The organism is Segetibacter koreensis DSM 18137 (genome assembly GCF_000374045.1).
GTDB classification, from domain to species: domain Bacteria; phylum Bacteroidota; class Bacteroidia; order Chitinophagales; family Chitinophagaceae; genus Segetibacter; species Segetibacter koreensis.
The window spans coordinates 169595-183255 of sequence record NZ_KB893315.1 but is presented as its reverse complement, the minus strand read 5'-3'; the positions used below and the strand labels follow the sequence as shown (position 1 = coordinate 183255).

At 35.2% G+C, this 13661-nt stretch carries 11 protein-coding genes and 1 tRNA gene; 7 read left to right on the top strand and 5 right to left on the bottom strand.

All coding sequences use genetic code 11. The features are described 5' to 3' along the window. Nucleotides 1-308 precede the first annotated feature (308 nt). A complete protein-coding gene (locus B154_RS0103385) occupies nt 309-848 on the top strand; it encodes a hypothetical protein (RefSeq protein WP_018611902.1) in 540 nt (179 codons plus the stop codon). Between the two features lie 278 nt (nt 849-1126). Beyond that, nucleotides 1127-1444 (top strand): HNH endonuclease, encoded by a 318-nt coding sequence (locus B154_RS27590; RefSeq protein ID WP_018611900.1) that lies wholly within the window; start codon nt 1127-1129, stop codon nt 1442-1444. A gap of 5 nt (nt 1445-1449) precedes the next feature. Here the strand turns inward: B154_RS27590 and B154_RS0103375 are convergent, their stop codons facing one another. From B154_RS0103375 to B154_RS0103365, 3 genes are all read right to left on the bottom strand, one after another. After that, complete coding sequence (locus B154_RS0103375) at nt 1450-2073, bottom strand: tyrosine-type recombinase/integrase (protein ID WP_018611898.1); 624 nt, start codon at nt 2071-2073, stop codon at nt 1450-1452. 7 nt (nt 2074-2080) lie between these two features. Next, nucleotides 2081-2647 carry a hypothetical protein gene (locus tag B154_RS0103370; protein WP_026259926.1) on the bottom strand — a complete coding sequence of 189 codons (567 nt, stop codon included), beginning with the start codon at nt 2645-2647 and terminating at the stop codon, nt 2081-2083. Between the two features lie 109 nt (nt 2648-2756). Next, nucleotides 2757-2828 (bottom strand) — tRNA-Met (locus tag B154_RS0103365). Nucleotides 2829-2891: 63 nt separating this feature from the next. On the opposite strand from B154_RS0103365, the gene B154_RS27585 reads away from it, so the two are divergent. From B154_RS27585 to B154_RS0103340, 3 genes are all read left to right on the top strand, one after another. Next, entirely contained in the window at nt 2892-4019 is a 1128-nt protein-coding gene (locus tag B154_RS27585) for a tyrosine-type recombinase/integrase (protein WP_018611894.1), read from the top strand. A gap of 477 nt (nt 4020-4496) precedes the next feature. Then, nucleotides 4497-5444 (top strand): HNH endonuclease, encoded by a 948-nt coding sequence (locus B154_RS0103345; RefSeq protein WP_018611890.1) that lies wholly within the window; start codon nt 4497-4499, stop codon nt 5442-5444. A gap of 144 nt (nt 5445-5588) precedes the next feature. After that, nucleotides 5589-6344, top strand: a complete 756-nt coding sequence (locus tag B154_RS0103340) for a hypothetical protein (protein WP_157580434.1) — start codon at nt 5589-5591, stop codon at nt 6342-6344. Between the two features lie 804 nt (nt 6345-7148). On the opposite strand, the gene B154_RS0103330 is transcribed toward B154_RS0103340, so the two are convergent. After that, on the bottom strand, nt 7149-7709 hold the full coding sequence (locus B154_RS0103330) for a hypothetical protein (RefSeq protein WP_018611885.1): 561 nt from the start codon (nt 7707-7709) through the stop codon (nt 7149-7151). Nucleotides 7710-8302: 593 nt separating this feature from the next. On the opposite strand from B154_RS0103330, the gene B154_RS0103325 reads away from it, so the two are divergent. Together B154_RS0103325 and B154_RS0103320 are read left to right on the top strand one after the other, a co-directional pair. Then, nucleotides 8303-9373, top strand: coding sequence for a hypothetical protein (locus tag B154_RS0103325; RefSeq protein ID WP_018611883.1), 1071 nt, complete (start codon nt 8303-8305; stop codon nt 9371-9373). 1163 nt (nt 9374-10536) lie between these two features. After that, the gene (locus tag B154_RS0103320; RefSeq protein WP_018611881.1) at nt 10537-11700 is read left to right on the top strand and encodes a PCRF domain-containing protein; all 1164 of its coding nucleotides are present in this window, start codon (nt 10537-10539) and stop codon (nt 11698-11700) included. Between the two features lie 277 nt (nt 11701-11977). Here the strand turns inward: B154_RS0103320 and B154_RS31770 are convergent, their stop codons facing one another. Further along, on the bottom strand, nt 11978-13225 hold the full coding sequence (locus tag B154_RS31770) for an SAM-dependent methyltransferase (protein WP_018611879.1): 1248 nt from the start codon (nt 13223-13225) through the stop codon (nt 11978-11980). Between the last annotated feature and the right edge of the window lie 436 nt (nt 13226-13661).

Below are 13661 nucleotides of genomic sequence, written 5' to 3'. Positions count from 1 at the left end.
GCCATGGGGGAAAAATCGGATGCTATCATTAGAAGCATCAAGTCGGTCATCACTCAGATTAACATATAGATCAGCCGGTCTTGGCACTTAGGCGCGCTGAAATGAGTCCTCGGCAGGACAAAGGAATATTATGTATTAGAATGCTTTGAAAGTAGAAATATTAAAAGTATATTTCATCACGCTTTGCGCAGCTACAATTTGAAGAAGCCAAAAGAAGGAGATTGATTATCATGAGCTTCTTAGGTTGGGGTTGCGGCAATAGGAGCGTTAGCCCCAACAAACGACACATCTAAATTAGCAATAAAACAATGAGAACTATTTATCTTTTACTTTTCGCTATGCTACTATACACATTCTTTGGGACGATAGTTGATACATTTATTGCTTCAAATACTTCTTCAAGATTGTTAAATATAAAGGCAAAGATTTTCTTTTATACATTTGTTGCTCCAATCATATTTTGTATAGCTTTCTTTGTTGTACTATTCACACACAACACGACACTTAATATATTGTATTGCATTTTACTTACCCTCCCAGGTATTATAAGAATATTTTTTGCTAGAAGAAGGTATCTAACAGAGTTTCGAATTGACAATAAAAAATTAACCATTACTTATCTGACGCATTTTCTCAAACCTTATTCCATACAGTTTGATCTTATTGACATTACAGATTTTGACATAACAAAAGCCAACTGGTTGGCTGAATATCCAGCTACTGTAAACGTCAGGCATAAAGGAGAGTGGACAACTTTTGAAATCATCAACAAAAAATTGAAAGCTGAAGTTAAGAGTGACATTGTAGCGGCTAACATCTGCATTAGCAAAAGCGGGGCAGAGGGATGAAATATCAGCTATGGATCAACATCAACATTTGTTTCAGCAGGACATGGTTAATGTAGCTTTTAGTTGTTAACTTCAACAACAAATTTTCAATAAGCAGTGGCTCCTGTCGGGACCTCATCAATTGCCCCGCCTTCGCTAATGCAACCACGTTGTGTGTCATTCCCTCTTTTTTTCGTGAAAATAAATTCCTAAGTTAACTGGAGATACGAAAAATTTAAAAACAATAAGACATTGAAAATCAATAAAAAGTTTTTACGTTAGTCAGAAGTACTCTGCTTGTGCATCGTCTTCTTGCATTAGCCTATGTGCCAAATCCCGACGGGAAGCCTTATGTTAATCATATTAACGAAATAAAGACCGATATAAGACCCGAGAATTTGGAATGGAGCACTCATCAGGAAAATGTGCTTCATGCCTATAGAACTGGTTTAATAAGCAAAAAGAGCCAGATGAAAATCGTAGTAGACAGGTGCACAGGGGAAACATTTCAAAGCGTAAAAGAGGCGGCACAAGCCCGCTCAATTCCCTATAGCACTTGTAAAAACTATTTGAATGGACGCAGGCCCAATATTACCAGTTTACGATATGCCGCCTAAGTATATTAAGATAATGTATTATCCAGATTCTTTAGTCTTTCGTTCTGGCGTTCCTGCTCTCCCACAGCGTAAAATTTTCTGGTAACGTTTACAGACGTATGTGAAGCCATAGCCGAAGCATCAGCTAAGGAAAGGAGTGCTGCAGTTTCGTCAAGGTTTGAATGCTTTAGCGAGTAAAAATCCCCTTTTATCTTCAGTTTCTTTTTAATATGCCTCGACCACCTCTTGGTTACCTGATCTGTTCTTATAGGCTCATCTCCGGGGATTAATCCTTCAGAAAAAATATACTGGCCAGGAGCAGCGTTTTTAATCGCTTCAATCCAAAAGGGAAGAGCAACGTTTTTAATGGGCTTTAAAACCTCTTTTTTTGACCTGCCTTTGATAACAATAACCTTAAAAGTCTGCTTAGCTATATTTACATCATCAAGGCGGACTTTCATAAGCTCAGTGAGCCTTGCCCCTGATTGAAAGAAAATATGTGTGAACACCCAAAAGGCCTTGTCATGTTCCCGCAGATAATTGTCAATTACAGCCCTTTCCTCTAAGGTTAAAACGTTTCGTAACAATTTAACTCCATTCTTCTTTGATACTTCCCTGACTGGATTATAGTCAATTGCTTCCAGCTCCACCAGTTCCTTAAAATAAGATCATTAAGTAGCTGCGGATTTTATTATACCTGTGATAACTTTCTCCACTCGGAGTCTTCTCAATCTGTGCCAGCAATAATTTTAGGTGCTTTCGGCTAATTACACCTATATTAAGATTGTCAAATTGCGGCTGTGCAGCTGCTGAACTCACAAAACCTAAAATACTTTTAAGTTCTCTTTTTGTAGATGGAGATGCGGATATGGTGGAACTAAAAAATTCTAGGGCCTGCAGAAAGGGAGTAGTGGGGTCAACAGTATTAATATTAACAGGTGCTGCAATATCCCCAACGATAGGGTTGAATCCCTGCTGTAATTTTTTAACCTCATCCTCAAGAAGCTGCAAGGTTGCTCTTCTTCTGTCCAGTAAAGTTTTGAAATGGTTCATACCCTGCACTCTGACTAATTTTCCTTTCGGATACAGTTCTCGATGTCGTGCATCCTGACCGTAGAATCTATAGTATATAAGCCAGTCATTAGCTATCTTCTTTAATGTTCTCCAGTTTTTTGGATTGACTTTTAATTCAGAGCAATAACAGTTGTTCGGTAGGGAAATCATGGTGGTAGTAATTTAGGTGTTCCGGAAAGTGTTCCGGGTTGTGGATTTACTACCAGCAATGACTATAAACAAAAAAGCCCAAGTAATTGAAATCAATCTTGAGCTTTTGTAGCGAGGAGCAGACTTGAACTGCCGACCTTCGGGTTATGAATCCGATGCTCTAACCAGCTCAAGCCTTGCTAGATAGGAGTTTTAGAAATTGTGTAAGAAAGTGCGCCATTATATGCGTCACTAATCTTCACTTATGTACACAGATCCAGAAATTGTCTTTACAGGTAATCCCGCTACGAGGGCATATGTAAAAGTATTTATCTCAGGTGCACGACACCGATTTTACAATGGTAACCTTCTCAACATACACTGTTTTCCCAACAGAGCAGGAAATACTGTAGAGAAGCTTCGGCTTTTAAAACAGCTGCAGTACGAACTTAAAAAGAAGCTGGAAAAGGGTTGGAATCCAGAACATGAAACGAATAAATACAAGTTACAATCACTCACCCTCAAAGAAAGTATTAATCTTATCAGGAAAGAAATTGTAAATGAAGATATTAGCGATAGATACCGTAGTGACTTACAACGAATATGTAAAGAGTTTGATCAGTTTAGTAGAGACAAGAAGCTTACTAACGTTTCTATCCAAGCCGTTGACCATATACTCATTAATGACTTTCTTAAATCTTATATGTCATCTGCAGCATATTATATGACTAAGCGTAGCACTCTGTCAGGCATATTTACGCGAATAGTTCAAAAGGGAATGATAACTGACAATCCCGTCAGAAAAACAAGCAGGAAAAAGGTTGTACCTCTGCTTAATAGCGTTTATACTAAAGAACAGCTTAAGGCACTTATAAACTTTTTGAAAATACACCATCCAAATTTACATCTATGTACTCTACTAATGTACGGATGTTTTCTACGTCCTCATCGAGAAGTGCGACTATTGAAACGTAAACATTTGGATGACAATTGCAGTATCATCACTTTAGGCGGGGATGAAAACAAAGGTAAGCGCATACGTATTATAAGAGTACCTTCCTACGTACAGGAGGAACTTTTAAAGCGAGACGTTTCGTCTTTTGGCCTTAATACCTACATTTTTACCGGAACAGAAGATAAGTTTAACAAGGACTACTTTAAAACAGCTTGGGGGAGAATAAGACGTCTGTTGATGGGTGAAGGTTTGTTAAAAGAAAACCAGACCATTTATAGTTTTCGTCATACGGCTGCAGTAGAGGTATATTTGAAAACAAAAGATCCATTCCGGGTACAAAAAGCAATGGGTCATTCCACTTTATCAGTAACCCTTACCTATCTTAGGAGTTTGGGTTTAGGTGATAATTCGTATAATGATGATGCTCCAGAATTATAAATGGTGTAAAAGTTATATCTATCTCCTTAATCAAACTATAATATTTATCAATGGGACTTTCTCCATTACGTTGTGTGGATAAGTAATATCAAAAGTTTTCTTCTGAATCAACGAGAAACGCTGTCCAGACAGAATAACTATAGTAAATGGTCGGACGGACAGTTTGAAAAAATACTGTGTTTCATTCCAAAAAGGGAGATATGGCAGCTAATCCACAATGGTCTGAAGGAGTAACACAATTACTTGCGGGGGAACCGTTTGTCTTACCGGATGAAACATGTTTTTAGTAACTTATATAAGTTTTAGAATGGCAAAGATGTGCCGGATTACCGCCAGTAACGTCAGAAACAACCTTTACCAAAAAATAAAGAAGGTAGAAACTAAAGGTATTTATTTCCAATTACTCCTTATATTGTCATCCCGAAAAAAACAGGTTGAAAATCTTGCATTACTTAATTCCATAATACATTATTTCAAATGAATAATTTTTTACAAAACCAGTATTCCCGCGAGTTCAATGATCAAATAGTACAATATTTCATTTTTGATACTATTGGCGAAGGTCATGGCGATGTTGATTTCATTCAGTATGGATATACTAAGGAGAGGTATAACCTTCCCAAAGAAGGGGACTTATTTATATACAGGCGCCCACAAAAATACTCTCACAATAATCAGTTTTTCTTTTTTGGCTGCGGTCAAATATCAAACATAGAGTATGATGAGAAAGTTGAAGGCAATACAAGAGTAAGAGCAAAAATTACTAAACCTATTCTTTTTGACAACAATGTGTATCAAAGTGATATTTTAGATTATAACTGGATCTGGAAGGAGAAAAGGAATCATTCATATGAGCAGTTTTTTAGTAACTATGGAATGAATAAAATTCCAAAAGAAGATTTTATAAACTTATGTAGTCTAGGCATTGATGATAGCTTCGAGAAAGCTGAAACTAACAAGTTAGAGGTCGAATTGAATGAGCAGTATGATAAAGGGAACTTTATGATTGATGACAAAACTGGAATAACTAAAATAAGAGGTGCGGCTCAGAAAGTATTTAGTAATAAATTAAAAGAGATATATAATAATGAATGTTGTATTTCAGGTATTACGACTGTATCAATGCTGAGAGGCTCACATATTATTCCTTGGAGTAAGAATAAAGAAACTAGATTAAATCCTACAAATGGGCTATTATTATCTGTTTTTTGGGATCAACTTTTTGACAAGGGATTTATAACAGTCGATAGCGACTTTAAAATACTCATTAATGAGGCTGCAAAAAATGATGAAGTGCTATATAGCCTAATAACAGATTATGAGGGTAAGAAAATTAAGCTTCCGTCTAGTAAACATTTTCGTCCTAACCAAGAGTTTTTAAAGTATCACAAATCTGAAACATTTGATAAATTAAACCGCTCCTAAGAGCAAATTTTTGTAAAGAACGTCAGCAACTACAAAAGTTAGAAGATTTGTGAAACGAGGTTAATAGCAAATAAACGGTTGCATAGATATGCGGGAACAGCGGCAACCCGATGAGAAAAATAAAAACAATAGGCAGTAAGACTCTTGGCTGGTATTATGCACTTTAGTAAATTAAGATCAATTAGTGTTGATAAAATTTTAGGTTTATCCTCAATTTTAATGACTTTAATTTTTGGTTTATGGGGAATTTTTTTAACCACTTCAAGTAATGAGTTGAATGAAAAAATGTATCAGCTTTCAAGGTCCCAGCTTAAATTATCTGAAAAACAAGATTCTACTTCTATAAATATTGACCAATTTAGTCTACTATTAGGTAAAACTGATACTGTAATAAGAGAGCTCACTAACCAATTATCTCTACTAGAAAAACAACAAAAAACAGCTAACGAAAATGCACAGCTAGAACATCTTAGCAACGAAGGAAATTTTTACTTTTCCGCTCAACGTCTGGATATGACTTTAATAGAAGTCGTGAATCATACTAGCAATCTATTAAATTTAAATTTAGAAGAAAGAGCCGTTTTTTTAGAGAAGGTCGACGCCATATTATCAACGCAGCTAAATAATCGATTTTTAGCATCCCAAAAATATATGTTTAGAGATTGGATTGCTGTTCATGATACAATTCAACAGTACAAGTTAGAAGTGGAGAAATCCGTATATTATCCTAAAGAAACAGTAGAAATACAAAATAAGGTATGGCTTAACGCTTTTTTTTCAGTAGTAGCTTTATCAAAAAACACCAATGTGTATATGAAATACTACAGGTCTACTAAGCCCAAGGTGCACCGCGCGGATGATTACCTGAAGATAGTAAAACTAAACAGCAAAAACGATTAAAGTATCGCCAACTGGCCGGCAGAAGTTAAAAATTTTATACTAATCTTATTATCCAATTACTTAGGTTATTGTACATTGTAATGTACTCGACCAAATGACGCCTACTCCGTTAAACTCATGCTTCACTCTGAAAAATTACTCAAGCTGTATATACCGCTATTGATACTTCCTGTTAACTTCTTAAAACCACATTTAAATATACTGAAAGCAATACTTTCTCAAAAAACTACTTCTGTAAATATAGTTGCTAATATGGGTAGCCCAGAACTAATTGCTACTGCATTTACAAACTAAAAGTCTTGCCCTTAGATAATTAATTTTTAGACTGTTTTTTCTTAAATTAAAAAATGTCCGAAGAATAATATTTCAATTTTTTTTATCTTGGTTAACACAATTCTTTCTATAAAACGACTTGCACGTCCCAATTAATTCTTGAAACAAGTGTCTTTAAATCGTATTTAAAATTGCCTTGGTTACACTTAAACAGGACATTAACCTTATTGAGTAAAGAAGATTTGAATCTATCAGCAATGACTACTCGGATCCAGTTGTTAAGGTTACATAAATCGTAAGTAAGATTGCTCATTGTCCGTCCAAATAATACTGGAGGAATAATTGGACGGACACCAGTAAATTTTACATCGATAAGTGATCTCTTTCTTCCTGCCGTTCAAACATAACTTCTTGATCATTTATATCTACCTGTATTTTGTGGCTACATATAAATACTAGCAGTTTAGGCTGAAAATTTAATTCTTCGCCTTTATATATAATCAGCTTTAAAACAGCTAATCGATGTTCTAACTAATCTTTATCCTTCGCTTTAGATTGCTCCCACGCTTGCCAGTTATATGCCGGCATAGAATCCTCTTCGCCCCTATAAAAAAGAAAGTCGTAAATGTTATCGAAAAGGAAGATATGCTGTTTCATTCTGTCGTAAAAGTGTTGCTCCTCATCCAAATAACTTAAGAAGTTTTTTAGGGTAATTGAGATACTAATACTACCGATGAATAGCGCTATGACGCAAAACCCCAAAAAAGAACCGATGTCACCATTGAGATCATGTGAAGGAATTAGGGCCATCAACATAATTATTATAAAAGGTAAAAAAATAAATGTTAGCAGTTTTACTACATACTCTTTCTGATTTGGTGTTGCTCCTTTTGACGTTAAATAATTATCGGCCAAGGCTGGAAGATATCTATTCTTTTCAGAAAAGGTCTTGCCGGCAAATATGAGAAATTTGAGATTAACGTCGGGATTAGCTGAAAGAATTTGGTGGTACACCTTGTATGTCTCTGGATCTTTTAGCCTTATTGGTTTGAACTTAAATTTGTAGTATGTGATTGTTGCTCTTGCTAACATAGCGAATCTAAATTAATTTTTTCTGTTATGATTAAACACGCTCATTTTAAAAATTCCCTATTAGATTATTTCCCTCTTCGCCTACCGAGACTGGTCGGCTAAGACGTTTCCTTGAGCAGTTAACGTTTTGATATGAACAGGTAATAAAAGTTGTTAAAATTGCTTTTATTTTAAACGATAAAGTAACGTTTTTTATTATGATGTCCCCAACTCAGTAGTGTATGACACAAGTATGTTGAAAGCATGAGGAGAAGGAGGTTTTTGAGTCAGAGTCAAACATCGGTTGGCTCCCTTTACTATTATCCTATCACACAGCCTGGCCGGATGCCTCGCACTGGTATTATTAAACCTTCCTTAATGAATTCTGCAAGAACATTTCTCAATTGAATTGATCTTTTGCTTTCCCAGCCAATATCAAAGAATATTTCCTTTTCTGTAAAATCATCCCAGGAGATTTGCTTGTGTTCCTGAAAACCCGTTAGTACTGATTATTTGGTAATTTCTTGCATTAAGCCGATAAAAGTATGAAATTGAAGTAAGGAAAGAAAGCAAAGGCGTAAAAAGGTTAAATTGCTTCAAATTAAAAGAAGTTAGTGGAAAAGTGTCCGATTTGTAAAACTAATGATGCCGATAAAAAGAATGTTCATCTTATACCTTGGTTTTTAATAAAAAATTATATTACAGAAGGAGGCACTGGTGAAAGAGATAGGGAATTATCTTTTTCAATAAGTTTAGACGGGTTTACAAAAATATATGCAGGTAGAAGTATTTTGCCAGAGAAAATTGAAGAGTTTGGCGAATTAAATGATCTGCAAAAAGAAAAAGAAAACCCGTACAGTAGAAATAATATAATTTGTTCTGAATGTGAAAGTAAGTTTTCAAGGATTGAAGCCATTTTTGCTTCCCGATTTAGCAATAAAAGGTTGACATCAGAATACGACAGTAAAAATACAATCACTATAAATGGAAATTCAATTTTTATTGATAATAATTACGCTTCTTCCCTGTTCGAATTATCAATCCAATCTATTTTCTATAGGTGTTCAATTGGCCGCTTTAAAGGTTTTAAACTTCCCTCAGATGTAGAAAAAAAAATTGAAGAGAACATAAGGCTCGCTTTTTCATCTCTCGGTTTTAAGACGATAAGGTCTACCGAACAAATTAGTGTTCCTAATAAATTTCCAATTATCTCATCGGCTTTTTTCGCGCCTGAAGGCGAAGACAATAGTAATAATTTTATAGTGTTACACCATTCAAGAATTCCATATTACCTGTTGACGGGAAAATGGGTGTTTCAACTTTATGAAGCTGAAAAATGTATAAAAAGTTCCAAAGAATGGATTTACGGCCTAAGGGATAAACTAAAGCCGTTGGATCTGTATCCGTATATTAAAGAAAGGTCGCACGTAGTTATGTTGGCACCTCAAACTAGTAAGATGATTTCTCAAAACATCATAAATTTATTTGTTCATAAAAAGGTAATTGGAATTAAAAAAAATATTCGTGCCTTCTATTTTTACTTGTATAAAGACAAACCGAGTAGAACTTCCTTTGAATACATTTGCAGCAGATATTTTTTTCATCATGGAAAAGGTAAGACAGAGGTGGACTCAATGATGCATGCTTTCAACGATTTTAAACCCTCTATCCTTCCGTTAAATTGAGCTACTTGTTTTAACTTTTCACCAACTTGTGTCTTGTTACTGCAAAAACAAAAAATGTAAAAACTATTGGTTGTCCAGTTGTTATGATAATAGTATTGTTCCAGTCTTGGCCACAAATGTTTGTTGCAATATGGCAGCAATATTATAAATTTTAATTGTAATATATTAGTTGAAAAAAGGCTAAGATGTACTTAAAGGAAGATATCATAAAAGCCCATAGTAGAAGTATCTCCGGACGGCCAATAATATAGCAAAGTTATGGACGGACAGAAGGGCACTCTTTCTCCACTAAGTTTATATACTTATTATAAAATGGCTAGGAAAACCGATTTTTAGGGTGGAGACATTTTTTTATTTATTACGACTAATTTTTATTATGTGGATTACTACGTTGTCTAAAACTGCAAATACTGTTGAAAAAATTTGACTTCGCATAGCTACAAAGACTATAAGATCTTGTATGAAGCATCTGCCTAATTGTCCGTCCGGGTTCCTTTATAAGAAACATTTGTACGGACGCTAATAATTCGCGGGTTTACTTACTTAGTGTATGCTCTTGTTTTTCAACTACAACCTTAAATGAAACTTTTTACGCTAAGAAAAGTTCTGCCCCAGATTTAAACATTCAAAATCAACAAAACAATTTTATTCAAGTAAAACTTAACCATAACTAAGAGCGAAAAAAATCACTCAACTTTGGTGGTGTGTGATTATCACCTGACAATAATTTCCTTGATGTTTTAGTAGTGATCCTATTGTCAATTTCCAAGGGTCAATCATTTTTCTTTGTTTTAACAAAATAAGGTTAATCACAAAATGAGAAAGCCTGTTACGGACAACAACAGGCTAACAACGATGAAAAGTAACCCGAAATTAGTGGAACCCCTTATAAAACCATCTTGGAAAGAGAATTATTGCATTCCGGTTGCAAATAAGGAGATTTATATGCCTGCTATTGTGACTTACCACAAACATTATTACTTTTAGCTCCTATTCTAAATAGTATTGAGTGCACATGTATTTCTAACTAAATCACTACACATGATAGCCGATTTACGCTTAGTGGCACACATGAAACCACTACTTTCTCAATCAATTCTTCTGCTTACTAACAAACGGTTCGCGTATACATTTTACATTCGTTTAATCTTAACTTTATCGGTATGATTGGCATCTTTTTTAGAAAGCTAATAAGTAGTTTGAAAGGTATTAGGATTTTAGCAATAACTACCTTATTGTCTCTTGCAAGTTGCAGAATTGCGAAGAACCCAAGTTTTGTTATAGTTAGCCCTGGTTTTTCAATAGACCAGCCAACCTTGCGCGGTTGTATTCTGTCGTATACATCTCAAGGTATCAGTTTAAAAGATGCCATCAATTCATGCGGTTTTTACAACAAGCTGAATTTAGGTGATTATCGTGATCCATATGGTCCATTTGGAGCATTTGGAGAGAATAGTACTGGGGTAGAATCTATGGATTGTAAAACAACGAGTACTGATCCGAGATTAGGGTCTTTAAATGGACCGAGTTATTATAAACAAGAAAGTCATGATAAACAGATAGAATATAATCGACAATGGAAGGAGTATCAACAATTATTGGAAAAATATGAACAAGAATGGAAAAGTTGTGAGGATGCATTGAAAAAATATTTCGAGGCATTAGGTGATTCGGATCCAAAGAATGATGCGGCGGCAAAAGCTGAGCTTGATAAGATTATGAAAGAAGTTGAAAAAACAGAGCAAGAAATAAAAAGTTTTAGGCCAAGTGTAGCCAGCGGCGATGATAATGATCCAAATAAGAATGGGACGGGACTTGCTAAAATAGACCCTGACGCCCAAAACGCTTGCAATACCGTTAATGAATTTGTTGCTCAGTGCAATCAAAATGGTTGGCGAGATCCTGTATGCCGATTGTATCTGAAGCGTATGGAAAAATGTGGAGATCCTCTTGTCACTGATCCAATACCTGACGGGGAGGTAAATTGCAAAATGCCGGCCATGGATGAGAAGACTATAAAAAGGGTTGTTTTTGTTATGTGTCAAAAATATAAAAAACCGGTTCCTGGAGAAGAGCCATGTCGTGACTTTGCGGTTCAAGGAACATTATATAAATATTACTTAAGACCTCCGAAGGCGGGAGAAAATGCCACCCCATGTAACGACCCGTTAGCATTAACAACAGAGGCCCAATGTACTCCAAATATTACTGTAGCCGTTTTTGGAAAAAAAGATATAAAGAAAATAATAGAAGAAGGTCGTAGAAAACTTGGAGGACCAATTTTCGTAATGCCTCTGGTAGGTCCAAGTCCAGGTGGACCCAAGTAAATCACGAGAAAGCCAATTCTAAAGTACAACAGGCGTAAATATGAGAAGAAAAGACATTATTCTGGCTCCAAAATAAAATTAATTTATAAATAGTTAAATTAACAACTATACTATATTGCCAGATTAATAACGATGGCAACTTTTTGCGAGAATATTAAACTAGTGAGGTCTAAATCTCTTTTTTAAAAGAAATGATAATGCGGTTGTCGCTTAAATTTAGGAATATTGTTATGTTTATTCTATTGTTCAAACAGAAAGTGCAGCTTTACTGCTTATATTAATGGGTTTTTTGCGTGCTGTTTGCTGATTGTTTAATTCCCAATTTTGAAATCATCTCCTGATTTGTCGCTCTTGAGACTTTCGGAGGTATGTACATCGTGCTTATGCCTGTTAACTTGGCTTTTGAAAGCTCATTAATCTTAATTAATTGAATCTTAGGTTCAAAAATCGGATATTGAGCAGCTTCATAAATAATTACTTCGTAATCATCTCCATAAAACGAGGATAAGTAATCAGCAAGAATAGGAACATTTCTTCCATCAAATCCTTTTGAACTGTAACCCAAATCTCCAACTAATCCTATTTGAAAAATGATGACGGACGCAGAAACATCTAGGTTCCGAGATCTAATAAGAAGATCCGTAGCTTCAACTATTTGGCAACTGTAGCGCGAGGGATCGAAACCTATATCAGCAAATAGGCAATCCAACGAGGATATTGCGGGTAGCATGGAAGCTTTATACCCCATTCCTCTTGCTTTTTCTATAGCCTGATATGAAGGCCAAACAAAAATTCCTGGATGCCCATAAAACACAACACAAACTAGCTTTTCTGTTTTTATTACCTCCAAAATCCTATCCACCATTTGTTCATAAGTTTCTCTTCTTGGTTTATTGTCGCCATAATATATATACAGATCTTCTGAATTCTGATTTAATAACAAAATTTTCCTTTCAACCGCTAAGTCAGCGACACAATACAATACTTTAGACGCATTTGCAATATAAGCGTCCGCTTCTGCCGATATATGATTAGCGCCTTTTATTCCAGTACCTATAAAAATCACCTCGTTAGTGTGTAACCTCTGCCAATTTTTAAATAAATAATTGTAATAATTCTTTTGTAAAACATGGCTTTCCGCTTCTGCTCCATGATCGACGTCGTGGTCAACATCATGATTAGGTGCTAAGTCAACATCAACATCAGCAGTTAAATGTGTGAATTCATCATTTTTAGAATATTTATTAAAAGATTCAATGAATTCATTTAGAAGTCTAGCATGAATTGAATCGTTTGCCATTTCTCTTGCAAGAAAACCCCTAACTCTGTAAAATTCTTTGGCTTTAACAGACAATTTCTGCTCCTCACTTAGGCCTACGTCTGTCATATACTGTTCATCATTGTTAAGATAATTCTTAAAATTTGCACTGTCTGCGAGAGAAATAATGAAGTCAGTAAAAGGATAATTAAAGTCACTATTTGTTGTTTTCTTATTTGGCGTGTTACTCGAAACAACATTTTCCATATTGAAGAGATTTAAAATAAAAGTAGGTTTTTTTTGCAACTAAAGCAAGTTGAAAAGTAAGCTGGAAAAACACGGGTAAAGGTTGGTGCCAAACATCTGTGGGTACTTATTGGCAAATGCAAGCAACGTAAAAAAATGCTAGAATTCGCGTTTGGGGCTTTAATCTGCAACTTCAATTCTCCCCAGCACTGACCTTGACAATACGCTTTTAGTCATTATCTTTATCACGGGTTTTCAATTAGGCTTCGGCTCTGGCAGCTATCGTAAAAAACCCTACCATCCCAAGCTGGACACCGGCTCGACATTTAACGTAATTTATTTGAATTCAAGAGCATACCTAGACCACAACTTACCTTTGTTTCATGGTTCGTTCTTTATAGTACGAATGGAAACGAATAAATCTGTATGAGCCTTAACCTTGAAAGAGCAATGGACT